Source organism: Sphingopyxis sp. P8 (assembly GCF_020622175.1).
Lineage (GTDB): Bacteria > Pseudomonadota > Alphaproteobacteria > Sphingomonadales > Sphingomonadaceae > Sphingopyxis > Sphingopyxis jiangsuensis.
Window position 1 is genome coordinate 919,031 of record NZ_JACNMK010000001.1, and the last position, 26,692, is coordinate 945,722.

Below are 26,692 nucleotides of genomic sequence, written 5' to 3' on the forward strand. Positions count from 1 at the left end.
CTCCCTGCCGAATATCAGCAGGGAGCAAACCGGATCTCAGGCGATACGCGGCAGTTCGTTGAACTGGTGGAACGGCGGCGGGCTCGACAGCGTCCATTCGAGCGTCGTCGCGCCTTCGCCCCACGGATTGTCTGCCGCCTTCTTCCCCGCGACCAGCGACCAGAGGATGTTCGCGAAGAAGATCAGCACGCCCACGCCCATGATGACATAGCCATAGGAGGAAATGAGGTGCCAGAAGGCATAGGCATCGGGATAGTCGGGGTAACGACGCGGCATCCCCTGCTGGCCAAGGAAATGCTGCGGGAAGAACAGGATGTTCACGCCGATGAAGAAGATCCAGAAATGGAGCTGCCCCAGGAATTCGTTGTACATCCGGCCCGACATCTTCGGGAACCAGTAATAGAAGCCCGCGAAGAGCGAGAAGACCGCGCCCAGCGACAGCACATAGTGGAAGTGGGCGACGACATAATAGGTGTCGTGCAGGTTGGTATCGACGCCACCATTGGCGAGCACGACGCCGGTCACGCCGCCGACGGTGAACATGAAAATAAAGCCCAGCGACCAGACCATCGGAGTCTTGAATGTCAGCGAGCCGCCCCACATCGTCGCAATCCAGCTGAAGATCTTGATGCCCGTCGGGACCGCGATGACCATCGTCGCGGCGGTGAAATACATCTTCAGGTTCACGCTCATGCCGACCGTGAACATGTGGTGCGCCCACACGATGAAACCGACAACGCCGATCGCGACCATGGCATAGGCCATACCGAGATAGCCGAACACCGGCTTGCGGCTGAAGGTCGAAATGACCTGGCTGACGATGCCGAAGCCCGGCAGGATCATGATATAGACTTCGGGGTGGCCGAAGAACCAGAAGAGATGCTGGTAAAGCACCGGATCGCCGCCGCCCGTCGCATCATAGAAGGTCGTGCCGAAGTTGCGGTCGGTGAGCAGCATGGTGATCGCCGCGGCGAGCACCGGAAGCGCGAGCAGCAGCAGGAAGGCGGTGACGAGCACCGACCACACGAACAGCGGCATCTTGTGCAGCGTCATGCCCGGCGCGCGCATGTTGAAAATGGTGGTAATGAAGTTGATCGCACCAAGGATCGACGCCGCACCCGCAAGGTGAAGCGAGAAGATCGCCATGTCGACCGCCGGGCCCGCCGACCCGCTGGTCGACAGCGGCGCATAGACGGTCCAGCCGGTGCCGGCGCCAAGGCCGCTGCCGCCGGGAACGAACATCGAACCGACGAGCATGATGAATGCGACCGCAGTCAGCCAGAAGCTGATGTTGTTCATGCGCGGAAAGGCCATGTCGGGCGCGCCGATCATCAGCGGCACGAACCAGTTGCCGAAGCCGCCGATCATTGCGGGCATGACCATGAAGAAGACCATGATCAGGCCGTGCGCGGTGATCATGACGTTCCAGAAATGCTTGCCCTGCACATCGCCCGCAGCGGGGTCGAACATCTGTGCCCAGCCGGTCAGATACTGAATGCCGGGCTCGGCAAGCTCGAGGCGCATCATGCCCGACAGGACGCCGCCCACGATCCCCGCGATGATCGCGAAAATCAGGTAGAGCGTGCCGATGTCCTTGTGGTTCGTCGACATGAACCAGCGGACGAAAAAGCCCGGCGTGTCATGGTCGTCATGCGCATGATCGTGGCCGTGCGCAGGTGCAGTCGCTGCAATATCGGTCATCTATCGGACCCCTTGATTAAATCGTTGCGGCCGGAGCGGCGGCGGGCGCGGCTTCCGGGGCTGCTTCGGTCGCCGGTGCGGCCGCGGGCGTGGCGGCAGTCGCCGCGACTTCGCCCGACGGGTTGCCACCCTTCGAGCGGACCCAGGCTTCCCACTTGTCGACCGGAAGGACTTCGACGGCGATCGGCATATAGCCATGATCGACGCCGCAAAGTTCCGAGCACTGGCCGTAATAAACGCCGACCTTGTTCGCGGTGAACGTCGTCTCGTTGGCGCGGCCCGGCACGGCGTCCATCTTGGTCCAGAAGGCCGGGACGGCAAAGCTGTGGATCACGTCGGCGCCAGTAACGATCAGCTTCACCTGACGGCCGACGGGAACGACCATACGGTTGTCGACGGCAAGCTGATAAGGCTCGCCATTGGCCTTGGCCTGATCTTCGGGTAGCATCTTCGACACATATTCGCCGATACCCTGGTCGGGATAGGCATAGCCCCAATACCACTGGTATCCGGTGACCTTGATCGTCAGCGCCTCCTTCGACGGTGGCTCATATTGCGCGGCGAGCAGCTTGATCGACGGCACGGCGATCGCCGCGAGGATCAGAACGGGGACGCCTGTCCAGATGATCTCGATCAGCGTATTGTGCGTCGTTTTCGACGGCACCGGGTTGGCCTTGGCGCGGTAGCGCACGATTACCCACAGCAGCAAACCGAGAACGAGCAGCGAAATGAAAGTGATGATCGGCAGCAGCATCACGTTGTTAAACCAGATCGCCTGTTCGCCGATCGGGCTGACCTGCGGCTGGAAATCAATCCCTGCATCGACCGGCTGGCCGACGCCCGCTTCGGGCTTGAGCGGAACATAGGTCGCATCGCCGGCCGGCGCAGCGGCTTCGGGAGTCTCCGTTACGACCGTCGGCGCCGCGACCGGAGCTGGATTCGCCACCGGTGCTTCAACCGGTGCCGCGACAGGAGCCTGCGCCTGTGCCGCGCCCACGGCGCCAAGCGACAGCGCCGCCGCAATTACAAGGGTTTTCAAGCTCTTCATAAGGATAGTGCCGCCCGTTGCCTGTTGTTATTCTGACGATCGAACCCGCCGTCGTCGCGCCCGGACATACGTCCGGACAGCCAGCAGACGGGCTGAATCTCGCGGGCGCTATAGACCCGCTTGCCGCTTGCCTCAAGCATCTCTAACACTATTTTACGGCACGCAAATCCGCTCCATCCAATGCGGGCTCGTCACGGACGGGCCGCACGAACAAAAAGACCTATTCTTCCATGACCGACGACGAAATCCTGGCCGAATTCCGCGCCGCCGAAGCGCTGCTCCAGGGACATTTCCTGCTCTCCTCGGGCCGCCACAGCGAATATTATCTGCAATGCGCACGCGTGTTGATGGACACCGAACGCGCCGGCCGCCTTGCCTCGGCGCTCGCGGCGAAGCTGCCCCGCGATCTGCGGCAGGCGATCGACGTCGTCATCTCGCCGGCAATGGGCGGCGTCATCATCGGCCATGAAATGGGCCGCGCACTCGGCAAAGCTGCAATGTTCGTCGAACGCCCCACAGGCACGTTCGAGCTGCGCCGCGGCTTCGCCATTGCACCGGGCACCAAGGTGCTGATGGTCGAGGATGTCGTGACCACCGGCCTGTCGTCGCGCGAGGCGATGGAGGCAGTGCGCGCTGCAGGTGGCGAAGTTCTGGCCGAAGCGGCGCTGGTCGATCGCTCGGGCGGGACCGCCGAACTCGGCGTCCCCTTCTATCCGCTCGTCGCGATCAACTTTCCGACCTACGCCGACGACGAATTGCCGCCCGAGCTTGCCGGAACGACCGCGATCAAGCCCGGCAGCCGGAGCGTCGCGGCTTGAGCGCCACCCCTTCCCGGTCGCGCCTGCGCCTTGGCGTCAACATCGATCATGTCGCGACGATCCGTAACGCGCGTGGCGGCGACCATCCCGATCCGGTCCGCGCGGCGGAGATCGTCGCGGCGGTCGGCGGCGACGGCATCACCGCGCATCTGCGCGAGGACCGGCGGCATATCCGCGACGACGACCTTGCGCGCATCCAGGCGGCGACTGACCTGCCGCTCAACCTCGAAATGGCGGCGACCGACGAGATGGTCGACATCGCGCTGCGCCACGGCCCGCACGCGGCGTGCATCGTTCCCGAAAAACGCGAGGAGCGTACTACCGAAGGCGGGCTCGACGCGGCGGGACAGCATAATCACCTCGCGCCTATTGTCGCCCGGCTGTCCGACGTCGGTATCCGCGTCAGCCTGTTCATCGAACCCGATGCGCGCCAGATCGAGGCGGCGATGCGCCTGAAGGCGCCCGTCGTCGAATTTCACACGGGCCGCTATGCCCATGCCTACGGCGACGAGCGCGCCGCCGAACTTCGCCGCATCGCCGACGCCGCCGCGCTGGCATGGAAGAACGGGATCGAGCCGCATGCGGGGCATGGCCTGACCTATGAGAATGTCGTCCCCGTAGCAGCGATACCGCAGCTCGCCGAGCTCAACATCGGCCATTATCTGATCGGCGAGGCGATCTTCACGGGTCTTGAGGATGCGGTGCGCCGGATGCGCGATCTGATGGACGAGGCACGGGGATGATTAGGGCGATCGTCGCAATCCAATCCTTCCCATCGCTGCGCGACAGGGAGGATTCTCGGTGATCATCGGCCTCGGCTCCGACCTCTGCAATATCGAGCGTATCCAGAACTCGCTCGACCGCTTCGGCGAGCGGTTCGAGAAGCGCGTCTTTACGGAGGTCGAACGGGCGAAGGCCGCGCGCCGCCCGTTCACGCGCGCAGGCACCTATGCCAAGCGCTTCGCCGCGAAGGAGGCTTTTTCCAAGGCTGTCGGCACCGGCTTCAAGCGCGGCGTGTTCATGAAGGACATCGGCGTCGTCAACGCCCCATCGGGCGCGCCGACACTGGCGCTGACCGGCGGCGCCGCCGAACGGCTCGCGGCGATGATCCCCGCTGGCCATAGCGCGCATATCCACTTGACGCTGACCGACGACCATCCCTGGGCGCAGGCTTTTGTCATCATCGAAGCGATCAGGGACTGACGGTGGCCAAGAAAGCAAAGAAGGCGGACGAGAGCTGGGGCAAGCTAGTCCGCGATATTATCGTCATCCTGCTGCTCGTCCTCGGCATTCATAGCTGCGTAGCCAAGCCCTTCTATATCCCGTCGGATTCGATGATGCCGATTTTGCGCAACGGCGACCGGCTGATCGTCAGCAAATATCCCTATGGCTGGTCCTATGCTTCGGTGAGTTTCCATCTCGCCCCCAAGATGGAGGGGCGGCTTTTCGGCCATCTGCCCGCGCGCGGCGACATCGTCGTGCTCGAGCATCCCGAAACGCGGGTCGACTATATCAAGCGCGTCATCGGTCTTCCCGGCGAGACTATCGAAATGCGTGCGGGCGTGCTGTTCATTGACGGGCGCCCTGTGAAGCGCGAGGTGCAGCCGATGCTGTCGATCCCCGTCGACCGCAACACGCCCGGCCCTGACAGCAGCCTTCATGCTATTGTGACGCGCGATGGTGCGGGCAACCCGATCCTCGAACTTCCGATCGTCCGCGAAACGCTTCCGGGCGGAGCGACCATCGACACCATCGAGATGGGGCCGCGGCAGACCGATGACTTCGGACCCTATGTCGTTCCCGACGATCATCTCTTCCTGATGGGCGACAATCGCGACGGAAGCGCCGACAGCCGCGTCTCGGTGGCGCAGAAAGGGCTCGGCGGCGCGGTGCCGTTCGATGCAATCGCTGGTCGCGCCGAAATCATCAGCTTTTCGACGAATGGCGATGCCGTCTGGTACAATCCGCTAAGCTGGTTCGCCGCCTTGCGATCGGGGCGCGCCGGAACGAATTTGCGGCCCGAGCATGATGTCGAGGCGCAATAGGGAGTGACGCTATGGACGGATCGGTAAAAGGGTCGGATGCAAGCTCCGCAACCAAGGTCGAAGCCCCCGGCCCGACCGAGATTCGCAGTCACCTCGTCCGCACTGAATTGCTGAAGGCGAGCGTCTGGCTCGGCGTCGCCCTGCTGATCGGGCTGTGTATCGTGCTGATCCAGCCGATCCTGCTCATCTTCGGGGCGATCGTCGTGGCCTCGATGCTCGACGGCGGCACCCGGTTGCTCGGACGCATATTGCCGATCGGTCGCGCTTGGCGATTGCTGATCATGTGCCTTTCGCTCGCCGCCTTCCTCGTCTGGACGATGATGTTCGCGGGATCGCAGATCGCGAGCCAGGCCGCAACGTTGCAGACTGTCCTGATGACGCAAGTGGAACGGGGGGCTGCGTGGGCAAGCGATCACGGCATCGGCAGCTTTCAGATCGACACGCAGACGATTACCGAGAATCTCGCCGGGACGGTGGGGCGCGTTACCGCCGCAGTCGGAACGGTGATTGGCGGCATCACAAGCCTGGTGATGATCGTGGTGCTTGGCGTCTTCATTGCGATCGATCCGCGGCTCTATGAGCGCGGCGTCGCGTGGATGCTGCCAATGAAAACGCGCGAGAATTTCTATGTCACAATCGACCATATGGGCTTCACGCTCCGCCGCTTGATGGCAGGAAGGCTGCTTGGCATGGTCGTCGAAGGTATCGGGACCTGGCTCGCCTGTCTGGCGGTGGGTATTCCGATGGCGGCGCTCATGGGCCTGCTCACCGGTCTCCTTGCCTTCATCCCCAATATCGGCGCGATTGTTTCGGGCGTCATCCTCGTTCTCGTCGGTTTTTCCGCCGGGACCGATACGGGCCTTTGGGCGATCGCCATCTATTTCATCGTCCAGACGGTCGACGGCTATCTGATCGTGCCCATGGTCGCGAAGCAGACGGTCGACCTCGCCCCAGCACTCGTGCTCGGCGCGCAGATATTGCTCGGCGCGTTGCTCGGCATATTGGGCCTCGCGCTCGCCGATCCGATCGTCGCCATGATCAAGGTCGCTCTCGAGCGCGAGGCCGAACGCAATGCGCGCCCGGGCAAAAGTAAAGCGGCGGCCGGCTCTCCTTAGCCTGCCGCTGCCTTATCCGCATTTATTCCGAATCAGGGCTGGGGCGCACCCTGCGGCGGGGCGCCATCGCCACCCTGCATCTGCTGCTGCATCATCTGCTGCATCGCGCGAATTTCGGCTTCGCTGCGGAAGTCGAGCAGTTCGACGTCGAAATGGAGCGTGCTGTTCGGAGGAATCGGACCCGCTGCCTCGGCGCCATAGCCTTCCTCGGGCGGGATCACGATCTTGTACTTGCCGCCGCGCTGCATCTGTTTCAGCGCCTTCGAAAAGCCGGGAACGACGCCCGCGACCGGCATCGGTGCCTGCTCCTGCTGGTCAAAAACCGTCCCGTTCGCAAGTCGGCCGGTATATTTGATGAGCACCACGTCGCCGTCGGAGGGGCTTTCGCCCTCGCCCGCCGAAATAACCTCAACCACCGTTCCGCGTTCGCGCGTCTGGTACCAGGCAAGCCCCGCGCCTACGCCGAGCAGCGCGATCAGTCCGATCCACAGCAGCCACAGCCCGCCCTTGCTTACCGGGCGCAATGGAACCGTCGTCACGCTCATCATCTTGTCCTTTCCTGCCCCTGGGGCGCCTTCGTCGGGCAGCGCTATAGGCGGGGCGGCGCGCGGCGGTCCAGCGCGAAATGAAAAAGGGCGCCGCGTTGCCGCAGCGCCCCTTTCACGAAACAGGATAGTCCGAAAGGACGGTCTTACTTGATACCGTCGCGTTCCATCCGCTTGCGCTCCATCTTGCGGGCGCGGCGGACGGCGGCGGCGCGCTCGCGCGCACGCTTTTCGCTGGGCTTTTCGTAGTGGCGACGCAGCTTCATTTCGCGATACACACCCTCACGCTGCAGCTTCTTCTTGAGCGCGCGAAGGGCCTGGTCGACATTATTGTCGCGAACGATGATCTGCATACGCCGTGTCGTCTCCTGTTCGTCAAACGAGCCATGTCCCCGGCTTCGTTCCGGTTCGCCATAGATCGCCGATATTCGGGCAATAAAAAGAGCGCCGCGAAAGCGCGACGTTCCGATGACGCCGCACTAAAGGGATTCGCGCCGAATTGCAAGCCCCCAGCGCCATATGGCGCAATTTGCGCCCCCCGGCGGGATTGTGCCCGCCCCTGCCACTGTGGCATAGGTAGCAGGACGAAACCGATAAGGACAGAGGATCAGGCCATGGCAACCCAGCTCAAGCGCAACAGCAAATATAGCGAGGCCGAATGGACGGCGCGCCAGGAACTCGCGGCCTGCTATCGTATTTTCGCGATGATGGGCTGGGACGAGCTGATCTTCAACCACATCACGGTCAAGGTGCCCGATCAGGACGGCGCCTTTCTGATCAACCCCTATGGCATGCATTTCAGCGAGGTAACGGCGTCGAGCCTGATCAAGATCGATATCGACGGCAACAAGCTCGACGAGGACAACCCCTGGCACGTCAACAAGGCGGGGTTCGTCCAGCACAGCCTGTTCCACCGCGTGCTTCCCGATGCGCATGCGATCATCCACACGCACACGACCGCGACGATGGCGGTGTGCGGGCTCGAAGGCGGACTCCAGCCGACGAACTTTTATGCCTGCAATTTCATCGGCCAGCTCGCTTATCATGATTTCGAGGGCGTGACTGTGCGCGAGGAAGAGGGCGAACGGCTCGTCAAGAACCTTGGCGACAAGCGCATATTGATGCTGCGCAACCACGGCCCCGTCGTGATGGGCAAGTCGCTGACCGACGCCTTCATCAAATATTGGGCGCTCCAACGCGCGTGCGAGATCCAGCTTGCGACGATGAGCATGGGGAAACCGATCCTGGTCGACGAAGATGTCATCAAGGTTCACCAGCGCGACCTCTACATGGCGGCGATCCCCGGCCAGTCGGGCAAGGCCGAATTCGACGCAATGGTGCGCAAGGTCGACAAGATCGACACGAGCTGGCGTGACTAATCCGGAAGGCGCGCTACACAGGGCGCCATGACGAAATTCTCGGTCAACGACCGCCCGGTCGAATATCGCATGGACCCCGAAACGCCGCTGCTTTGGGCGTTGCGCGATGCGTCGAACCTGACGGGCACAAAATATGGCTGCGGCACGGGAGAATGCGGTGCCTGCACGGTAGACATCGATGGCGAGGCGATCCGGAGCTGCATCGTCACCATCGCCGAGTGCGAGGGGCGCTTCGTCACGACGATCGAAGGGCTGTCGCGCGACCGCAGCCACCCGGTTCAGCAAGCGTGGGTCGCCGAGCAGGTTCCGCAGTGCGGCTTTTGCCAGTCAGGGATGATCATGGCCGCCGCCGCCCTGCTGCGAAAGAGCAGTAATCCGAGCGATGCGGAGATCGACGCGGCGATGACCAATATTTGCCGCTGCGGTACCTATCCGCGCATCCGTGGCGCGATCCGGCTGGCGAGCCGCGTGCTGCGCGGCGAGGAAAAGCTCGCCGCCGCCCCGCCGCCGGGCATCCGGCCCGAAGATGCGGCGCGCGCCGTGCCTTCGTTGAAACCGCCGGCCAGGCGCTGACTGTTCATCTAGCTGAACCTCAGGCAACATTGCGGTTCAGCGGCAACTCATCTTGCCCCGGGTAAATTTCGATTCATCTTCCCGGCTGGCCTGTCCGGCATGCGGGACACGAATTGGAGACACGCCAGATGAAGAAGAGTTTCGGAGGGCTGTTGATCGCCGCGACGATCCTGACGCCCATAGCCCCCGCGGCCGCCCGCCCGCAGGCCAACACGATCGAGATCGCTCAGCGCGGCGACCGCGGAGATCGCGGTCCGCGTGGCCCCGAAGTTCGCCGCGGCAACCGCGGCGGCGAAAGCCGTGCCCGCGAACAACGCCAGCGCCCGCAGCAACAAGTTCGCCAGCAGCGCGTCGAACGCAGCGAGACGCGCCGCGACCGCAGCGAACGGAGCGACCGCGCGGCGCGCCAGTCGCAGCGCGGCACCGAGCAGCGCCAGGTGCGCCAGGTCGAAGTGCAGCGCCAGCGTGGCGGCGCTTACGATCGCGACCGCGACGGCCGGACCGATCGCCGCTGGGATCGCAACAACGACAACCGCATCGACCGTCGTTATCGCGACAGCCGACGCGGCAACCACTGGAGCCGCGATTGGCGCAGCGACCGGCGCTATAACTGGCGCCACCACCGCCAGACGCACCGGCATTATTACCGGCTCCCGCGCTATTATTCGCCCTATCGGAACCATCGCTATACGCGGTTCCACATCGGCTTCACCTTGGGGTCGCTCTTTTACGGCCAGCGCTATTGGATCAACGATCCCTGGTATTATCGCCTTCCGCCCGCCTACGGCAATTACCGCTGGATCCGCTATTATGACGATGCGCTGCTCGTCGACATCTACTCGGGCGAGGTCGTCGACGTCCTCTATGACTTCTTCTGGTAATAGTCCTTTCGGTTACCAGAGGCTTCCTGAAGGGCCGGCGAAAGTCGGCCCATTTTTTTGACCGCGTTGCAAGAGCCGGTCACTTAAGAGCCGGTCACTTATATGTCAGGCGGCGCGTGGGACGCGCGGGCGGAGACGGCGTTCGCGGCCCGACTGGCCGATCAGCGTCTCGACATCGACGCTTTCGGCAAATTGCACACCGACACGATTGTCCTGTGACCAACGCGCCTGCGCATCGATCGTGGCCCCTTCGCCGAACCGCAGGCGAAGCGACGTTCCTTCGGGCACGTTCCAGAGTCCCTCGACAAGTGCGCCGCGTGACGAAACGTTACGCACGATCGCTTCATAATCATGGCCGCCGCTCTCGACGTTGATCGTCCGGAAAGTACGGACGCGCGGTGCGCGAACGCTTTTGAATCCGCGCGCCTCGATCTGTCCGCAATTATCGCGAAGCATATCGAGCGCAGCTTCGATACTGACGGGCTTACCATAGATATAGCCTTGGACATGACTGCAACCGAGTCCACGGATCAGCGCGAGGTCGTCGTGGGTCTCGACCCCTTCGGCCGTCGTTTCCATCCCCAATGCTCGCGCAAGACCGACGATTGACGAGATGATCGCGGCGTTCATGCTGCTGGGATCGGCGGCGCCAAGGACGAAACTCTGATCAATCTTGATCTTGTCGAAAGGCGCCTTTTTCAGATAGCCGAGCGCCGAATATCCGGTCCCGAAATCGTCTAGCGCCAACCGGACACCCGTGCGTTTCAGCTTCTGGAACATCGCCAGATTTTCCGGGCTCTCGTCAAGAAAGATGCCCTCGGTAATTTCCAGTTCCAACTGGTCGGGGGAAATGCCGGCGGCCGACACGGCGCTTACAATGGCCGACGGCAGCTTTTCGTTCGCAAACTGCCGCGGCGACACATTGACGGCGATTCGATAACCGGGACCGAGCCTTGCGATCGACGCACAAGCGGTGCGAATGATCCAATCTCCGATGGGGACGATCAAGTTCGATTCCTCCGCTATAGGAATGAACTTGACCGGATCGACCACCTCGCCGCTTTTGCGGTGCCAGCGGATCAACGCCTCGAACCCCGAAATATGTTCGCTGCCTACGTCGACGATGGGCTGGTAATGAAGCTGGAGTTCGTCATTCGCCAGCGCGTCACGAAGCGCATCCTCGATCGCCTTGCGCTCGCTCGCCTGGTCATGCATCGCGTCGGCGTAGAAGCGATGCACGCCGCGCCCTGCGTCCTTGGCGGCATAAAGCGCAAGATCGGCGTTGCGGACGAGGGCCGATGCCGTGATGGCTTCGCCGTCGGCCACGGCGATTCCGATCGACGAGCCGATGCGAATCTGCTGCCCCTCGATTGCAAACGGCTTGGCGAGGCTCAGGATGATCGCATTCGCGATGCCCGACAATTTTGCGGTTTGCGTTATCTGCGGCAGCACGATCTGGAATTCGTCACCGCCCAGCCGGCCCACCTGTCCCTTGTCGCCGATAATCTGCGTCAGCCGCGCCGCGACCTGCTGAAGCAATTGGTCGCCGACCGGATGCCCCATCGTATCGTTCACCGCCTTGAAGCGGTCGAGGTCCATCATCAGCAGCGCGCACGGCTGCGGACGGCCGCCCTGCCCCCCGAGCGCGCGATCGAGCAGATCGGAAATGTGAAGGCGGTTGGCGAGGCCGGTCAGCGTGTCGTAGCGCGCGAGTTGGTTGATCTCGCGCTCCGAGCGCTTCTTTTCGGTCAGATCGGTGCCGCTTCCGCGAAACCCCTGAAAATTACCGAGTTCGTTGGCAATGGGATTGCCCGAGATCGACCACCAGCGCTCCTCGCCAGGCACCGCAGCGCGCACTGTCAACTCATGAAACGGCGTTCGCGACGACAGGCTGAAGCCCAACGTCCTTTCCTCGCTTTCGTCGTTGCCGATACGCCTGCGGATAATCGCAGTGAACGGCTTTCCGATCAGCTCGGCCAACGGCACGCCCAGCTTCGCGGCCACCGTCGGCGATATATAGACGAGATGTCCGTTGCGGTCGGTTTCCCAGAACCAGCCGCGGCCAGCCCGTTCGAAATCGCGAACAAGGCCGAGCGCCCTTTCCTGCTGGCTCACGGCAAAGCGCCGCGCCCGCGTCGCTTCGCGCTGATGCCGGACGTCCTCGCGCATCATCGCGATCAACAGCCCCAGAAAGACCAGCCCGGCAAGCGCAAATGGCAATGACGCGATTCCGACCGCGCCGCCGAACGCCATCGCCCCTGCGAAAACGAAGAAGACCGGTCGGACAATGGCCGCCGCCGATGCGGCGACGAGAATAGCCCCCAGTCGCACCGCCGAATAGGCGTCGAAAAAGTTACGATTGGCGCCGAGCGCGAAGGCGGGAAGCATTGCCGCTGCACTGCAAAAGGTGCCGAAGGCGATAAGCGCGAGGCAAAATATTGCGAAGATTCGCCGCCGCCGCATGCTGGCCAGTCGCGACGCGCACATCAACTGGCCGGTCATCGCCAAAACGATGTCGCAGCACAGCCCGATAACCATGATGAGCCAAAGCGACGGCCGGGCAAGGAAATCGGCGCCTTCGGGGACCAAGACCAGCGTTAGGAAGACGAGCGCGCGCGCCACGAGCACATAGTGCCAGAGCTGCGCGACGCGCCGAAGCTGTTCCATGAATTCACGCGAGCGCAACAACGACGCACCGTCAGGCGCCTCGGTCACGACCGACCGAAAATTCGCTCCTCTGCTCCCCAAAATTCGCTTCCCTGCCGTTCCGGTGCCCCAAGACTGCAGTGGCGAAAAAGGGGTTGCCAATTCCTTACCTGCGCGGCGCTGATTTGTCCGATGCTGTGCCAAAACGAAAGGATTTGGTTTCGCTTCGCAACTTGATATGCTGCTGCCATGCCCGCCGTTCGCCTTTTGCCGCCCGACCGCTTCTTTGACCGCCAGCAATGGGCAGCGCTGACGCGCGCTTCGCCATGGCGCGGCGTGTGGCTCGTGGCGCACGCGTGGATCGTGACGGCGGCGTTGATCGGTGTGGCAACCTGGCTGCACCATCCGATTGCATGGCTTGCGGCGATCATATTTGTCGGCGGGCGCCAGCTCGGCCTCGCGATCTTGATGCACGATGCGGCGCACGGGGCGCTGCACCCCGACCGCAAGCTCAACAATTTTCTCGGTCAGTGGCTGACGGGCGCGGCGGTGGGATCGGACCTGATCGCCTATCGCACCTATCACCTGCAGCATCACAAGTTCACGCAGCAGCCCGAAGACCCCGATCTCTCGCTATCGGCCCCCTTCCCGACGACGCGCGCCAGCCTGTGGCGCAAGGTTTTCCGTGACCTCAGCGGGCAGACATTTTTCAAACAGCGCAAGGCACAATTCGCCTTTGCGGCCGTCGGGCTGAAGCCGATGCTGCGCGGCGAGGCGGCAGAAAAGGGACGCGCGAGCACCAAGGCAGGAACGCCGTTCAACAAACAGTCCGACGACGGCGTCACATCGCCGACTGCCGACGTCGCCGGCGCGATGGCGGTGACGCGCGCGGTCGGGCGCTTCCTCCTCGTCCAGACGGTGTTGCTCGCGCTGTCGTTGCTGCTCTGGGGATGGACGCCCTTCCTTCTGTGGCTCGCCGCGCTTGCGACGACGTTCCAGCTATACCTGCGTATTCGCAATATCGCCGAACATGCCTGCACGACGACCGGGAGCGACGATCCCTTCACCCATGCCCGTACAACGCGCGCCGGTTGGCTGGCGCGGGCGACGGTTGCTCCATATTGGGTGAATTATCACGCCGAGCATCACCTGTTCATGGGCGTTCCATGCTATCGCCTGCCGCAAGTTCACGAGGCGCTCGGGCGCGCCGACAAGCATCGGGCAATGACGATCGCGCCGAACTATGCCGCCGTGCTGCGGCAGGTCACCGCCGCCGGCTGACGGCTCAGCTCTCGGCAACGAAACGCGCGCCAGCGCGGTCCTTTACCGTCCTGGCGGGATCGAAGATCATCCCGTTCATCGCGATATAGACGCCGGGCGGCAACGTCTGCACCGCCGCGAGCGCGAAGCCGACGTTGAATTCGGCGTCGCTCGCGCGCACCGACGCGGGCTGCATCGCTCCCGTCATCACGATGGTTTTGCCCGCGACCGACTGAAGCACCCGCCCCGTCACCGCCATCGTGTCGGTGCCGTGGGTGACAAGGACTTGCGTGGCATCGCTCGCCGCCACCGCCGCACGGATCGCCTCGCGGTCGGCGTCGTCGAGTTCGAGGCTGTCCTTGCGCATCAGCTGCGTGACGCGGTGCGGGACATGGACATTATTCTCGCGCAACAGGTCGGGCAGCGTCGTCGGACCGACCTGATATTCGGAAAGCGCGTCGAAATAGACCTTGTCGATCGTGCCGCCGGTGGTGAAGATTTCGATCATAAGTGCCCTCAGGTCATTGCGAGGAGCGCAGCGAAGCAATCTCCAGACCTCGGCCTAGCGCACGGCCGATGGCGGGAGATTGCTTCGCTTCGCTCGCAATGACGTTCCATGTCATGCCAACGCCTCGGCGATCAGGCGCCGCGTGTTGTCGATCCCGAACAGTGCGATGAAGCTGCCCATGCGCGGACCAGCGCTCGACCCGAGCAAAGTTTCGTAAAGCGCCTTGAACCAGTCACGAAGATTTTCAAAGCCATAGGCTTCGTTCTTGCCGATCTCGTACACGATGTTCTGGATGTCGTCGGCCGATGCGTCGCTGCCCAGCGCGGCGAGTTTGTCGTCGAGTTCGCGCAGCGCCGCCGCCTCGCCGCCCGCGGGCTTGCGGCGCGCGAGCGTCGGCGCGACGAAGTCGCGGTTATACGCCATCGCATTGTCGATCAGCGCGTCGAGCTCGGGATAGGTCGCGGCATCAGCGCCGTCGATATATTGGCCGAGGTAGCGCCAGATCTGTTCCTTGGTCGCGTCGGCCCCCATCACCCCGACAAGGTTGAGGAGCAAGCCGAAGGTCACCGGAAGCACCGTTTCGGGCACCCCCTCGCCGCGCGCGACATGGACATGATGCACCGGATTGCCGAGCTTCTTGTCGGGCGCCTGCGCCGGATATTGCCCGCGCATCTGAAAATACTCGTCAACGGCCTTCGGGATCACACCGATGTGAAGCTGCTTCGCGGCCTTGGGCTCGCGATAGGCGTAAAAGGCAAGGCTTTCCTCGCTGCCATAGCTCAACCACTGCTCGATCGAGAGGCCATTGCCCTTCGACTTCGAGATCTTCTCGCCCTTTTCGTCGAGGAACATCTCGTAAATCAGCCCCTCAGGCTTGCGCCCGCCAAGCGCCTTGGCGATCTTGCCCGACTGGACGCCGCTGTCGGTCAGATCCTTGCCGTACATTTCGTAATCGACGCCGAGCGCGACCCAGCGCATCGCCCAGTCGACCTTCCACTGCAGCTTGGCACCGCCGCCGAAGATGCAGTGGGTGATCGTCTCGCCCTCATCCTCGAACGACACGAGACCCGCATCGGCGTCGACGACGGTAACGGGCACCTGCAGGACCACGCCCGATTTGGGGCTGACCGGCAGGATCGGCGAATAGGTCGCCGCGCGCTCGGCACGCAGCGTCGGCAGCATGATGTCGAGAATGTCCTGGTTGTGACGCAGCACATTGGCGAGCGCGGCGTCGAACGCGCCCGACGCATAACGCTCGGTCGAACTTACAAATTCATACTGAAAGCCGAAGCGGTCGAGGAATTCGCGCAGCATCGCATTATTGTGGTGCGCGAAGCTTTCATATTTGCCGAAGGGATCGGGGATCGCGGTGAGCGGCTTGCCCAGATATTCGCGCAGCATCTCCTGCTGCGGCACATTGTCGGGAACCTTGCGCAGCCCGTCCATATCGTCGCTGAACGCGACGAGGCGCGTCGGCGCGCCGCTGGTCAGCGTTTCATAGGCGCGGCGGACCATCGTCGTGCGGAGCACTTCGTTGAAGGTGCCGATATGCGGCAGGCCCGAGGGGCCATAGCCGGTCTCGAACAGCATCGCCTCACCCCCCGGCTTTCCGTCGGGATAGCGTTTGACCAGCTTGCGCGCCTCTTCGAACGGCCAGGCCTTGGACGATTGTGCGGCTTCGCGCAGCGATGGGTCGAGGTGCATATCGGTCATGGCGCGCCCATAGCCGCAAGCGAGGCCGATGGGAAGAAGCGCGGAAAACTGCGCAACTTCACACTGAATGCAAATTTCTGGTGGGGAAAGCGGACGCCTGACGAGACAAAAGCGACCGACGCGCGGGCGCATTTTGTCTCCATTGTCGCCTTTGGCAGGAGCGAGTCGCGGCGCGCATGTCGCCATCTTCACCACGCCAAGGAAAAGTAGGAAAGCCTTCTTCGACGGCGAGCGAACCAACCGGAAAATCGGCGGACCTGAGGACAGAGGTTGGTGAACCCCGGCGAAAAGCCGGGGTCTGCGCCCCGTAGCACTGCCTCTGTCTCGACCCCCGCTTTCGCCGGGGTTCACTTGCGTGATGAATAGAATGATCGCGAAGAAATCATGGTTACCGGAAATTTACCATAAGCGGCCTAGCATGACGGCCATGACAAGCCTTTCCCTCCCCCGTCCGCGCCAGTACCGGCGCACGCCCGTCGAGATCGACGTCACCGTCAACGGCGTCCTCAACATGATCGATGGCACGATTTCCGACCTCTCCGAAGGCGGCGCGCGCATCGACGGCGCCAGCATGCCGGTCCGCTCGCGCTGCGAAATCCATTATGGCGGGCAGGTGGTGTACGCCGTCGTCATGTGGGCCGAATTCGACCGGATGGGCGTTCGCTTTCCCTATGAGCTCACGAGCGGGCCGCTTTACAATGCGCTCGAACGCGCGCGCGGCCCGGCAGCAGCGCCCGTCCAGGTCTTCCGCACCAGCCGCCCATCGGGTTTCGGACGGCGCGGGCTGCGCTGATTTACGCATATCCAATCGTCATACCCGCGAAAGCGGGAACCCAGTTGCAACGCCGGTTCGCTGGGTTCCCGCTTTCGCGGGAATGACGACAAGGTGGACGCCCTTGCCGCGTTCGCCTTTTGTGCCTAGCGTGACGCGGTGGCGCTCAATCCTCTCCCCCTACCCGCGATTCATGCCAGCCATGTCGGCATCTGGCTCGCCGATGGCGACGGGCGCGCGCAGCGCGTCGGGCGCGGCGAGGCGATGGCGGCGGTGGCGGGAACCCCGCATTTGCTGCTCGGCGCGACGCTGACGGGCGACCGGCTCGGCTATCCCGAATTGTCGGGACTCGACCTGCTCGAACTCTTCGCTTTCCTGTTTCCCGCGCGCTTCGCTGTGCCGACCCCGGCGGGCATCGCGCGTGCGCTCGGGCTCGAAGCCCCGACGGACGAGGCCGCAATCGCGCCCTTTCTGCGTGTCGCGACCGCTGCGATGCTTGATGCGGCAAATGATCCGGCTTGGCCCGAGCGCGAAGGCGCGTGGCACAGCCTGCAGGCGCTTGCGCGCCAGCGATGGGCGTGGGCGCCCTTGCTCCAGCAGCATCTCCCGCGCGCCGAGCAATCCGATCGCTGGCTGTTCGCGCGCCTTCCCGAATGGGAGGAAGTATCGCCGCGCCCGCAGCCGCGACAGGTCGCGCTGGCGCCCGACGCGATTGCCGAGCGGCTCGACCGGCTGACCGGCGACGGTGCCGAACGGCGGCCGGGCCAGCAGGATTATGCGCGCGCCGCCGCCGCGATGTTCGAGCCGCGCGCGCGCAAGGATGCACCGCAAATGCTCGTTGCCGAGGCGGGTACGGGGATCGGCAAGACGCTCGGCTATCTCGCGCCCGCGAAGCAGTGGATCGACCAGTCGGGGGGCAGCGTCTGCATCTCGACCTTCACCAAGGCGTTGCAGCGGCAGCTCGCGCGCGAGACCGAGCGGCTCTACCCCGACGCCGCGACCCACCGCGAAAAGGTCGTGGTGCGCAAGGGGCGGGAAAATTACCTTTGCCTCCTGAACCTCGAGGACGCGTTGCAGGGCGGTTTTTCGGGGCGTGCCGCGATCCTTGCACAGCTTGTGGCGCGCTGGGCCTCCTACACGCGCGATGGCGACATGGTTGGCGGCGACCTGCCGGGCTGGCTTCCCGCGCTGTTCCGCCGCAACGGCACGACCGCGCTCACCGACCGGCGCGGCGAGTGCATCTATGCGGGCTGCCCACACTTCCGCAAATGCTTCATCGAGCGCTCGGCGCGCGCGGCGCAGCAGGCGGATTTCGTGATCGCCAACCATGCGCTGACGATGGTGCAGGCGGCGCGCCCGCGCGATGGCGGCGCGCCCGCGACGCGGCTGATCTTCGACGAAGGGCATCATCTGTGGGACGCCGCCGACAGCATGTTCGCCGCGGCGCTGACGGGACAGGAGGCGGTCGAGATCCGGCGGTGGGTGCTGGGGCCAGAGGGCAAATCGCGCGGGCGGCGGCGCGGGCTCGCGGCGCGGCTCGCCGACGTGGCGAGCTATGACGAGGCGGGGAACAAGGCGATCGACGCGGCGATTGCGGCGGCGGGCGAGTTTCCGGGCGAAGGCTGGCTCGCGCGGCTCAACGAAAATGCGCCGTGGGGGGCAATCGAGCGGCTGCTCGCGGCGGCACGCGCCATGGTCTATGCGCGCGCGGTCGATCCGCGCGGCGCCGACAGCGGCTATGGTCTCGAAACCGAGCTCGCCGATCCCGAGCCCGCGCTGGTCGAGGCCGCCGGCGGCGCAAGCGACGCGATCGAGGCGCTGCTGCGCCCGTTAATGGCGCTCGGCAAGCGGCTCGACGCGCTCGTCGAGGACCCACCCGACTGGCTCGACGGCCAGACACGCGCGCGCGTCGATGGCGCACGCGCGAGCCTCGGCACGCGAATCGATACGCTCGGCGGCTGGCTGTCGCTGCTCGGCCGCGTCGGCGGTCCCGCCGATCCCGCCTTCGTCGACTGGCTTGCGGTCGACCGCTTTGACGGGCGCGAATATGACGCGGGGCTGCACCGTCACTGGCTCGACCCCGCCTACCCGGTTGCCGAGGCCGTCTATCGCCCCGCGCACGGCGTGCTCGTGACGTCGGCGACACTGCGGAGCGGCGCGCGGGACGATGACGGCTGGACCGAAGCCGATATTCGCACCGGCGCGCGCCACCTCGACGGCGCGGCGCGCCATTTCGCCGTGGCGAGCCCCTTTGACTATGCGCGGCAGGCCGAGGTGCTCATCGTCACCGATATCGCGCGCGGCGACCTGCCCGCGCTCGCGGGCGCATATAGCCGGCTGATCGAGGCGTCGGGGGGCGGCGCGCTCGGTCTGTTCAGCGCGATAAGGCGGCTGCGTTTCGTCCATGCGCGGATCGCCGACCGGCTTGCGCGCGCGGGGCTGCCGCTCTTTGCCCAACATGTCGATCCGCTCGACACCGGTACGCTCGTCGATATTTTCCGCGCCGACCCGCATGCGTCGCTGCTCGGCACCGATGCGCTGCGCGACGGGGTCGACGTGCCGGGCGATTCGCTGCGGCTTGTGGTGATGGAGGGCGTGCCATGGCCGCGCCCGACGATCCTCCACGCGGCACGCCGCGCTGCGCAGGGAGGAAGCGCCTATGACGACAGCGTCATACGCGCACGGCTGGGCCAGGCGTTCGGGCGGCTGATCCGCCGCGCCGACGATTTCGGGCAGTTCGTGATGTTGTCGGCCAGCGTGCCGTCGCGGCTGCTGTCGGCCTTTCCCCCCGGCACACCGATCCGGCGTCTGCCGCTCGACGAAGCGGTGAACCATGTTGCCGCCGCCAATGTCGAGCGCCGAAAAAGCGCATATCCTGCCTTTTCACCGTCATGACTTTGCGGCACAAGGCGGCGCAATCGGGGGAAGAGCGCGGGATGCGCGGGGAGAGATTTTGAAGAGCTTGACGATCCTGCGCCACGCGAAATCGGGTTGGGACGCCCCGGTCGAGCGCGATTTCGACCGCCCCATCAACCCAAGAGGCCGCCGCGGCGCGGAACTGATCGGCCAATATCTGAAGAAGCAGGCGCTGCCCGTCGACCGCATCGTCGCCTCGCCTGCCGTGCGCGTGACCGAAACGCTCGACATTTTCCAGCCAGCCGCCGACCTCGACGCGCTGGAGCCGCATTGGGACCGGCGCATCTATCTCGCTTCGGCCGCAACATTGATCGAGGTGCTGCGCGACACGGGGCGCGATGCCGAGCATCTGCTGATCGCGGGACATAATCCGGGGCTGGAGGATCTGGCGTTGATGCTCGTTCCCGAATCGGCAAACGATCCATTGCGCGCGGAAATCGAGGCGAAGTTGCCGACCTCGGCGCTCGTACGGATGGAAATCGACATCGACGACTGGCACCGGCTCGACATCGGAATGGCGCGGATCGTGGCTTTCGTCCGCCCGCGCGACCTCGACCCCGCGCTCGCGCCGTCGATGGACTGAGATTGAGCGCCTCCGCCGCGGCTGGAAACTACCGAAAAGTGACATTCACCGTACCGTCACCCCGGACTTGATCCGGGGCCCCGCTCAGCAACGGTGAGAAGCGGGACCCCGGATCAAGTCCGGGGTGACGAGGGTATTATTGAATGTCCCGTCCCCACCCCAAAGCCGCCTTCGCTGCGCGGCGAGCCCGCCGATTCAGTCTAGCGCGGCCACCAGCCGCTGACGCAGCGCCACAAGGGCCTCGACCGGGACGCCCGTACCCGCACCGTTGCGAACCGCACCAATCCCGGTAGCGGGCGCGGCCGCCTTGCCGCTTCCGTCCGACAACGCCTTCCGCGCCCCTTCGACGGTGAAGCCCTGCACATGCAGCAGATGATGGATATGCTCGGCGAGCGCGACATCCTCGGCGCGGTAATAGCGGCGGCGGCCCGAGCGTTGGAGCGGCCGGAGCTGCGGAAAGCGCGTTTCCCAATAGCGCAGGACATGCGTCGGAACACCGATGCGATCGGCAAGCTCGCCGATCGCGAGCATCGCACCGTCCGCCTTTGCGCCCTCGTCAGATCCGGCCATTGCGAAACGGTCGATTATTTACCGGCCACGCGCGCGCGCATCGTCTGGCTGGCGCGAAACGTCATGACGCGGCGCGGGAGGATCGGAACCTCGACCCCCGTCTTGGGGTTGCGGCCGATACGCTGCGCCTTGTCGCGCAGCACAAAGGTGCCGAAGCCCGAAATCTTCACATTCTGACCCTCGGCAAGCGCATCCGACATATGGGCAAGAATCGACTCGACAATCTGAGCCGATTCATTGCGCGACAATCCGATTTGCTGGTTGATCCGCGCGGCGATGTCGGCGCGCGTAAGCGTTCCTGCGGTCATGGTGTTCCCTTCCCCCTCATGAAGCGAATTTCACAGGTCTCGGACGGCCCCCACCATCACGAGTCCTGCCATTCTTGTAACAAAAGAGAATTAATCCGCCAAACTGAAAAGGATGGGGCGAGAAGTTGACGCGACGAAGGCGCGTCAGACGCGCAGGACCGCTGCGCCCCAGGTGAAGCCGCCGCCCATCGCTTCGAGCACGACCAGATCGCCGCGCTTGATCCGCCCGTCGCGCACGGCGAGGTCGAGCGCCAGCGGAACCGACGCGGCGGACGTGTTGGCATGCTGATCGACCGTCAGGACGACGCGCTCGGCCGGAAGCCCCAGCTTTTTCGCGGTTGCGTCGATGATGCGGCGGTTCGCCTGATGCGGCACCACCCAGTCGACATCGGCTGCCGAAAGTCCCGTGTCGGCGAGCACCTCGCCGAGGACCGAGGCGAGATTGGTCACAGCGTGGCGAAAAACTTCGCGCCCCTGCATGCGGACATGGCCGACAGTCCCCGTCGTCGACGGCCCGCCATCGACATAGAGCATGTCGCAATATTGCCCCTCGGCGTGGAGGCGGGTCGCAAGGATTCCGCGATCATCGTCGACATCCTCGGCGGACAGCACGACCGCACCGGCTCCGTCGCCAAAGAGCACGCAGGTCGCGCGGTCTTCCCAGTCGAGAATCCGGCTGAAGGTTTCCGAACCGATGACGAGCGCATGTTTCGCAGCGCCCGTTCGGAGCATCGAGTCGGCGACCGAAACGGCGTAGAGAAAGCCCGAGCAGACCGCGGCAACGTCGAACGCGATACAGTCGGGCGCGCCAAGCATCGCCTGCACCTTGGTCGCGGTTGCAGGGAAGGTGTTGTCGGGTGTCGCGGTCGCGACAATGATCAGGCCAATGTCGGCAGCTTCGAGGCCCGCCGCCTCAAGCGCCTGCCGCGCTGCGGCGGCGCCGAGCGTACCGGTCGTCTCGTCGGGTTCGGCAATGTGGCGAAAACGGATGCCCGTGCGCTCGACGATCCACTCGTCGCTCGTATCGACGCGCTGCGCGAGTTCTTCGTTCGAAACGCGCGTACGCGGCAGCGCAGCGCCGGTACCAGCCAGAACAGAGCGTAAGGTCATGCGGCCTGGCCGCGGAAATTGGCAAGATCTTCGGTCACCTGACGCGTTATATCCTTTTCGACGAGCTCGGCGCAAAGGTGAACCGCATTGGCGACCCCTTTCGCATCGGCGCTGCCGTGACTTTTGAGCACGACGCCGTTGAGCCCGAGGAACACGGCGCCATTGTGGTTGTTGGGGTCGAGATGGTGGCGAAGCAGCTCGGTCGCAGGCCGCGAGATCAGGAAACCGATCTTCGAACGTGTCGAGCTGGTGAAGGCACGGCGCAAAAGGTCGGTGACGAAACGCGCGGTCCCCTCGATCGTCTTGAGCGCGATATTGCCCGAAAAGCCGTCATGGACGACAACGTCGACCTCGCCGCGCGACAGCTTGTCGCCTTCGATGAAGCCGGTGAACTGCATCGGCAATCCGGTCGCGCTGCGCAGCAGCGCCGCCGCCTCGCGAATCTCGCCGGTGCCCTTCAGTTCCTCGGTCCCGATATTGAGCAGGGCGACGCGTGGCTTGTCGAGGCCCATCGCCGTACGCGCATAGGCCGCGCCCATGACGGCGAACTGGACAAGGTTGTTCGCGTCGCAATCGGTATTGGCACCAAGGTCGAGCATCACGACGTCATTGTCGCCGAGCGACGGCAGCAGCGCCGCCAGCGCCGGCCGGTCGATCCCCGGCATCGTGCGCAGCGCAAGCTTCGCCATCGCCATCAGCGCACCGGTGTTGCCCGCCGACACGGCGCCGCCGGCATCGCCGCGCTTCACCGCGTCGATCGCGAGCCCCATCGAGGTGCTTTTCGCCTTGCGCAACGCCTGGCTCGGCTTGTCCTCGCCTGACACCACGCCGTCGGTGTGGATTATGTCCGACGCCGCGCGCAGGTTCGGGTGATTGTCGAGCGCGGCCTTGATCCGCGTCTCGTCGCCGACGAGCAGAAAACGGAGGCGGTCGTGCTTGTGGCGCGCCATCGCGGCGCCCGCGCACATTACGCGAACGCCGACGTCACCGCCCATCGCATCGATTGCGATTCGCGGTGTCAGGCTCATCTGCGCGCCCTCCGGCTAATGATCAGGCGCCGGCCGAAACCACTTCGCGGCCATTGTAATGGCCGCAGGCGTTGCAAAGATTGTGCGGACGCTTCAACTCGCCGCAGTTCGGGCATTCCTGAAAGGCTTCGACCTTCAGGCTGTCGTGGCTGCGACGCATGCCGCGCTTCGAGGGCGAGGTTTTTCGCTTGGGGACGGCCATGATATTTCCTGCATTCTTAAATGTTTATACGAATCGGCGAACCCGGATTTGTCCTTTCCGTCGCCGGAAATGACTGGCCCGCCCGCCGCGCCGAAGCCTGTTCCCACCACGAAATGGACAGGAAATCTTCCGCCGGAGGGTGCCTCAACGCCTGTTGGTGTCGGGTGCCGGATCGGGCGCGGCTATAGCGTTTTTGCCCGCAAAGGCAAGCCCCGAGCGTCGACACAGCCAGCCTTGCCGATCGCCCTGCTTGGTGCCACACCTCGCTCCCGCCGGATCGCGACGACGCGCCGGCCAATCGATGGGGGAGCCGATAATGATGATATTGCCGATCAGCCTGACAATCGCGGCGGGCGCCGTGTTGCTGAACCTGTGGCTGACGATGCGTGTCGGGCGCGTGCGCGGGCAAGAGAAAGTATCGATCGGCGACGGCGGGAACGAGCGCGTCATCCGCCGCATGCGCGCGCACAGCAATTTCGTTGAGAATACCGCGTTCGTCGTCATCCTGTTGGCGCTTGTCGAGTTGGGACTCGGTTCGTCGATCTGGCTGTGGGGCGTCGGCGCGCTTTACCTGGTCGCGCGCATCCTGCACGCACTGGGGATGGATGGCATGATGTGGGGCCGGATGGCCGGCACGACCGTGACGATGCTCGTCCAACTGGGCCTTGCGGTCACCGCGCTCGCCATCGTCTATCTGACGCCGGGGCAGATCACGGTTACCGAGGTCTCGGAAACCATCGTCCAACCCTCGAACTGAGCCCCCCCTTAGGGTCCTGACCCTAACCCGCTATCGCGGCATCACCGACATAGGGATTGGTGCGCCGTTCCTGTGCGAAGCTGCTGTGCGGGCCGTGGCCGGGCAGAAAGATTGTGTCACCCCCGAGCGGCCACAGCTTGCCCGTGATCGAATCGAGCAATTGCTGATGATTGCCGCGCGGGAAATCGGTGCGCCCAATCGAGCCCTGGAAAATCACATCACCGACGATCGCCAGCTTTGATTCGGGGTGATGAAACACGACATGACCGGGCGTGTGGCCCGGACAATGGATCACGTCGAGTTCGAGATTGCCGACCCGCACCGTGTCGCCGTCGACGAGCCAGCGGTCGGGCTCGAAGCTTTCGCCGACCATGCCGAAGCGCGCGCCATCCTCGGCAAAACGCTCGATCCAGAAACGGTCGTCCTCGTGCGGCCCCTCGATCGGAACGCCCAGCTCCTTCGCCAGCATCCCCGCCTGCCCGCAATGGTCCATATGGCCGTGGGTGACGAGGATCTTCTCTACCTCGACCCCGGTCTGACGCACCGCTTCCTTCAGCTTGTCGAGGTCACCGCCGGGATCGACGAACGCCGCCTTGTTCGTTTCGGTGCACCAGAGCAAGGTGCAATTCTGCTGGAAAGCGGTGACGGGTACGATGGCGGCCTTGAGCGGCGGGTTGGGAGCATTCATGGCGCATGATGTGGGCAAAAGCGGCCGCTTTGGCAAGGGAGGCGCAATGTCGCAGAGCTTTGAGATAGCGAAATGAGCGGATTATACAGGCGCTCATGACAGAGGCATTTGCTCAAGGCACCGTCCACACGGCAGGCGACGATATGCGGTCGGCCATTCAGGCCGATCCCGCGATTCTTGCGCTTTGGCAGGGGCTGACCCCGCTCGGCCGCAACGAGTTCATCTGCTGGGTCGAGGATGCGAAACAGGCGAAAACACGCGCGCGGCGGATCGAGCGGACGGTCGAGGAACTGATCGAGGGCAAGCGCCGCCCCTGCTGCTGGGCGGGGTGCATCCACCGCACCGACAAAGCTCCGAGCAAGTGGCAGCAGGCGGTGCTGATCGACAAGAAGGCGAAGTAGGGAGCGCGGCGCCTCAGCGCAAGGTCATCGTATCGCCTTCGACCTTTACCGACTCGAGCTTGGACAAATAGCTCTGGCCAAGCAGCGAAACGCCCATGTCCGCGTCGATCACCGCCGCCTGCACGCGCTTCACCTCGACCCCGTCGACATCGACGCTGTCGAGCATGACGGGGCGCAGCGGTACGACGCCGCCCGCCGTGTTCGCCCTGCCCGCGATCGGCAGCCGGTCGACGTCGATGCCGATGGCCTCGGCATCGCGGCGCGTCAGCGCGATGACCGAAGCGCCGCTGTCGACCATCATGCGGATATTGGTGCCGTCGATGTTGGCGTCGGCATAGAAATGCGAATCGCCCGCGCGACCGAGGCGAACCTCGCCTGGCGAGTTGGCGCCCGACGACCAGCCGCCGCGGCTCCGCTCCCCCGTCGTCCAATTGTCATGGTCGCCGCTGACCGTCGCCGCGGTTTCGATCGATTCGGGTGCGCTCATCCGGCTGGCGAAGCCCGCCATGCCCACCGATACGACCGCGATCACTCCGGCCAAGCCAAGATAACGCCCCAACATGGCGCGATATTGGCAGCGAAGAATTGGAGTTTGGTTAAACGCCGCCTGCCTCTGCGGGTAGCTCGATGAATGCCCGCCATCCGGGCGCCTCGGCAAGCGAGGAATGAACGATGCGCGCGCAGGCGAAACCCCGGCCGCGTGCATTGTCGGCTTCGGCGGCCGAACGCGGCCATCTGCGATCCCCGCCGTCCTTTGCCGACCAGCAAACGAGCGCCTCGGCCCCGGGGCGAGCGGCTATTTCGGCCCGCTCGTCGACCGAATAGCCGGGCGGAACGGTCCAGCCCAAAATTTTGCGCGCCGGCGGAGTATCTGCCGCAAGCACGGCGGCGAACGCGCTGCATCGATCGTCGAGCAACCGCTCGATCGCGCGCTGATCACCGGCGCCGAGCCAGCGGCCGCCGAGCAACGGTTTCCAGCGACGCGCGTCGCGCGACTTGAGTGCCGCAAGCAGTTCGTCGGCTGCCGCCTCGATTCGCGGGAGCCAGGGCGAGTCGGACGCAAGCTCTGCCAGGGGCACGGGCGCCACATCGACGGCGCCATCAACGGAGCCAGGGACGATAGGG

The 26,692-nt window shown here is 64.3% G+C and carries 29 protein-coding genes; 14 read left to right on the top strand and 15 right to left on the bottom strand.

The features are described 5' to 3' along the window. Window positions 1-36 precede the first annotated feature (36 nt). Both ctaD and coxB read right to left on the bottom strand, forming a co-directional pair. The gene (gene ctaD / locus H7692_RS04520; protein ID WP_201926207.1) at window positions 37-1,701 is read right to left on the bottom strand and encodes a cytochrome c oxidase subunit I; all 1,665 of its coding nucleotides are present in this window, start codon (window positions 1,699-1,701) and stop codon (window positions 37-39) included. Window positions 1,702-1,717: 16 nt separating this feature from the next. After that, the gene (gene coxB, locus H7692_RS04525; protein ID WP_201926209.1) at window positions 1,718-2,749 is read right to left on the bottom strand and encodes a cytochrome c oxidase subunit II; all 1,032 of its coding nucleotides are present in this window, start codon (window positions 2,747-2,749) and stop codon (window positions 1,718-1,720) included. Between the two features lie 230 nt (window positions 2,750-2,979). Here coxB and pyrE point away from each other — a divergent pair, with 230 nt between their 5' ends. From pyrE to H7692_RS04550, 5 genes are read left to right on the top strand one after another with little or no spacing between them, the layout of a single operon-like run. Continuing rightward, window positions 2,980-3,567 carry an orotate phosphoribosyltransferase gene (pyrE, locus tag H7692_RS04530; protein WP_201926211.1) on the top strand — a complete coding sequence of 196 codons (588 nt, stop codon included), beginning with the start codon at window positions 2,980-2,982 and terminating at the stop codon, window positions 3,565-3,567. Beyond that, complete coding sequence (locus H7692_RS04535) at window positions 3,564-4,310, top strand: pyridoxine 5'-phosphate synthase (protein WP_222135808.1); 747 nt, start codon at window positions 3,564-3,566, stop codon at window positions 4,308-4,310. The genes pyrE and H7692_RS04535 overlap by 4 nt, the downstream gene beginning before the upstream one ends. 58 nt (window positions 4,311-4,368) lie before the next feature. Then, a complete protein-coding gene (gene acpS, locus H7692_RS04540) occupies window positions 4,369-4,770 on the top strand; it encodes a holo-ACP synthase (RefSeq protein WP_201926215.1) in 402 nt (133 codons plus the stop codon). 2 nt (window positions 4,771-4,772) lie between these two features. Further along, a complete protein-coding gene (gene lepB, locus H7692_RS04545; protein ID WP_201926217.1) occupies window positions 4,773-5,612 on the top strand; it encodes a signal peptidase I in 840 nt (279 codons plus the stop codon). An 11-nt stretch (window positions 5,613-5,623) separates the two neighbouring features. Then, the gene (locus H7692_RS04550) at window positions 5,624-6,727 is read left to right on the top strand and encodes an AI-2E family transporter (protein ID WP_201926219.1); all 1,104 of its coding nucleotides are present in this window, start codon (window positions 5,624-5,626) and stop codon (window positions 6,725-6,727) included. 32 nt (window positions 6,728-6,759) lie between these two features. On the opposite strand, the gene H7692_RS04555 is transcribed toward H7692_RS04550, so the two are convergent. Together H7692_RS04555 and rpsU are read right to left on the bottom strand one after the other, a co-directional pair. Further along, window positions 6,760-7,272: an FKBP-type peptidyl-prolyl cis-trans isomerase gene (locus tag H7692_RS04555; protein WP_201926221.1), complete on the bottom strand. Its 513-nt coding sequence runs from the start codon at window positions 7,270-7,272 to the stop codon at window positions 6,760-6,762. Between the two features lie 146 nt (window positions 7,273-7,418). Beyond that, window positions 7,419-7,625 (bottom strand): 30S ribosomal protein S21, encoded by a 207-nt coding sequence (gene rpsU / locus H7692_RS04560; protein WP_003047635.1) that lies wholly within the window; start codon window positions 7,623-7,625, stop codon window positions 7,419-7,421. A gap of 261 nt (window positions 7,626-7,886) precedes the next feature. On the opposite strand from rpsU, the gene H7692_RS04565 reads away from it, so the two are divergent. The 3 genes from H7692_RS04565 to H7692_RS04575 all read left to right on the top strand — a co-directional run bounded on the left by H7692_RS04565 (window position 7,887) and on the right by H7692_RS04575 (window position 10,105). Then, on the top strand, window positions 7,887-8,651 hold the full coding sequence (locus H7692_RS04565) for a class II aldolase/adducin family protein (RefSeq protein WP_222135807.1): 765 nt from the start codon (window positions 7,887-7,889) through the stop codon (window positions 8,649-8,651). A gap of 27 nt (window positions 8,652-8,678) precedes the next feature. Beyond that, a complete protein-coding gene (locus H7692_RS04570) occupies window positions 8,679-9,224 on the top strand; it encodes a (2Fe-2S)-binding protein (RefSeq protein ID WP_201926225.1) in 546 nt (181 codons plus the stop codon). Window positions 9,225-9,352: 128 nt separating this feature from the next. Beyond that, the gene (locus tag H7692_RS04575; protein ID WP_227339838.1) at window positions 9,353-10,105 is read left to right on the top strand and encodes an RcnB family protein; all 753 of its coding nucleotides are present in this window, start codon (window positions 9,353-9,355) and stop codon (window positions 10,103-10,105) included. Window positions 10,106-10,210: 105 nt separating this feature from the next. Here the strand turns inward: H7692_RS04575 and H7692_RS04580 are convergent, their stop codons facing one another. Next, window positions 10,211-12,772 (bottom strand): EAL domain-containing protein, encoded by a 2,562-nt coding sequence (locus H7692_RS04580; protein ID WP_222135806.1) that lies wholly within the window; start codon window positions 12,770-12,772, stop codon window positions 10,211-10,213. Window positions 12,773-13,000: 228 nt separating this feature from the next. Here H7692_RS04580 and H7692_RS04585 point away from each other — a divergent pair, with 228 nt between their 5' ends. Beyond that, the gene (locus H7692_RS04585) at window positions 13,001-14,032 is read left to right on the top strand and encodes a fatty acid desaturase family protein (protein WP_222135805.1); all 1,032 of its coding nucleotides are present in this window, start codon (window positions 13,001-13,003) and stop codon (window positions 14,030-14,032) included. Window positions 14,033-14,036: 4 nt separating this feature from the next. Here the strand turns inward: H7692_RS04585 and H7692_RS04590 are convergent, their stop codons facing one another. Continuing rightward, complete coding sequence (locus H7692_RS04590; RefSeq protein WP_201926233.1) at window positions 14,037-14,519, bottom strand: asparaginase domain-containing protein; 483 nt, start codon at window positions 14,517-14,519, stop codon at window positions 14,037-14,039. A 111-nt stretch (window positions 14,520-14,630) separates the two neighbouring features. Further along, on the bottom strand, window positions 14,631-16,232 hold the full coding sequence (locus tag H7692_RS04595) for a lysine--tRNA ligase (RefSeq protein WP_222135804.1): 1,602 nt from the start codon (window positions 16,230-16,232) through the stop codon (window positions 14,631-14,633). A gap of 427 nt (window positions 16,233-16,659) precedes the next feature. Here H7692_RS04595 and H7692_RS04600 point away from each other — a divergent pair, with 427 nt between their 5' ends. From H7692_RS04600 to H7692_RS04610, 3 genes are all read left to right on the top strand, one after another. Beyond that, window positions 16,660-17,025 (top strand): PilZ domain-containing protein, encoded by a 366-nt coding sequence (locus H7692_RS04600; RefSeq protein WP_222135803.1) that lies wholly within the window; start codon window positions 16,660-16,662, stop codon window positions 17,023-17,025. Between the two features lie 138 nt (window positions 17,026-17,163). After that, window positions 17,164-19,899 (top strand): ATP-dependent DNA helicase, encoded by a 2,736-nt coding sequence (locus H7692_RS04605; RefSeq protein ID WP_222135802.1) that lies wholly within the window; start codon window positions 17,164-17,166, stop codon window positions 19,897-19,899. Between the two features lie 58 nt (window positions 19,900-19,957). After that, entirely contained in the window at window positions 19,958-20,503 is a 546-nt protein-coding gene (locus H7692_RS04610; protein WP_222135801.1) for a SixA phosphatase family protein, read from the top strand. Window positions 20,504-20,698: 195 nt separating this feature from the next. On the opposite strand, the gene H7692_RS04615 is transcribed toward H7692_RS04610, so the two are convergent. The 5 genes from H7692_RS04615 to rpmF all read right to left on the bottom strand — a co-directional run bounded on the left by H7692_RS04615 (window position 20,699) and on the right by rpmF (window position 23,721). Continuing rightward, complete coding sequence (locus H7692_RS04615; protein WP_222135800.1) at window positions 20,699-21,073, bottom strand: MerR family transcriptional regulator; 375 nt, start codon at window positions 21,071-21,073, stop codon at window positions 20,699-20,701. A 14-nt stretch (window positions 21,074-21,087) separates the two neighbouring features. Beyond that, window positions 21,088-21,381 (bottom strand): integration host factor subunit alpha, encoded by a 294-nt coding sequence (locus H7692_RS04620; RefSeq protein WP_201926244.1) that lies wholly within the window; start codon window positions 21,379-21,381, stop codon window positions 21,088-21,090. A 144-nt stretch (window positions 21,382-21,525) separates the two neighbouring features. Next, the gene (locus tag H7692_RS04625) at window positions 21,526-22,491 is read right to left on the bottom strand and encodes a beta-ketoacyl-ACP synthase III (protein WP_201926246.1); all 966 of its coding nucleotides are present in this window, start codon (window positions 22,489-22,491) and stop codon (window positions 21,526-21,528) included. After that, window positions 22,488-23,519: a phosphate acyltransferase PlsX gene (plsX, locus tag H7692_RS04630; RefSeq protein ID WP_201926248.1), complete on the bottom strand. Its 1,032-nt coding sequence runs from the start codon at window positions 23,517-23,519 to the stop codon at window positions 22,488-22,490. The genes H7692_RS04625 and plsX overlap by 4 nt, the downstream gene beginning before the upstream one ends. Before the next feature lie 22 nt (window positions 23,520-23,541). Next, window positions 23,542-23,721: a 50S ribosomal protein L32 gene (gene rpmF, locus H7692_RS04635; protein ID WP_201926249.1), complete on the bottom strand. Its 180-nt coding sequence runs from the start codon at window positions 23,719-23,721 to the stop codon at window positions 23,542-23,544. A 316-nt stretch (window positions 23,722-24,037) separates the two neighbouring features. Here rpmF and H7692_RS04640 point away from each other — a divergent pair, with 316 nt between their 5' ends. Further along, complete coding sequence (locus H7692_RS04640; RefSeq protein WP_201926251.1) at window positions 24,038-24,478, top strand: MAPEG family protein; 441 nt, start codon at window positions 24,038-24,040, stop codon at window positions 24,476-24,478. 22 nt (window positions 24,479-24,500) lie between these two features. Here the strand turns inward: H7692_RS04640 and H7692_RS04645 are convergent, their stop codons facing one another. Beyond that, window positions 24,501-25,166 carry an MBL fold metallo-hydrolase gene (locus tag H7692_RS04645; protein WP_201926253.1) on the bottom strand — a complete coding sequence of 222 codons (666 nt, stop codon included), beginning with the start codon at window positions 25,164-25,166 and terminating at the stop codon, window positions 24,501-24,503. A 95-nt stretch (window positions 25,167-25,261) separates the two neighbouring features. Here H7692_RS04645 and H7692_RS04650 point away from each other — a divergent pair, with 95 nt between their 5' ends. Continuing rightward, a complete protein-coding gene (locus tag H7692_RS04650; protein WP_201926255.1) occupies window positions 25,262-25,567 on the top strand; it encodes a YdeI/OmpD-associated family protein in 306 nt (101 codons plus the stop codon). Between the two features lie 13 nt (window positions 25,568-25,580). Here H7692_RS04650 and H7692_RS04655 read toward each other — a convergent pair whose 3' ends face one another. Both H7692_RS04655 and H7692_RS04660 read right to left on the bottom strand, forming a co-directional pair. After that, window positions 25,581-26,099 (bottom strand): TIGR02281 family clan AA aspartic protease, encoded by a 519-nt coding sequence (locus H7692_RS04655; protein ID WP_227340043.1) that lies wholly within the window; start codon window positions 26,097-26,099, stop codon window positions 25,581-25,583. A 64-nt stretch (window positions 26,100-26,163) separates the two neighbouring features. Next, the gene (locus H7692_RS04660; RefSeq protein ID WP_222135796.1) at window positions 26,164-26,655 is read right to left on the bottom strand and encodes a hypothetical protein; all 492 of its coding nucleotides are present in this window, start codon (window positions 26,653-26,655) and stop codon (window positions 26,164-26,166) included. Between the last annotated feature and the right edge of the window lie 37 nt (window positions 26,656-26,692).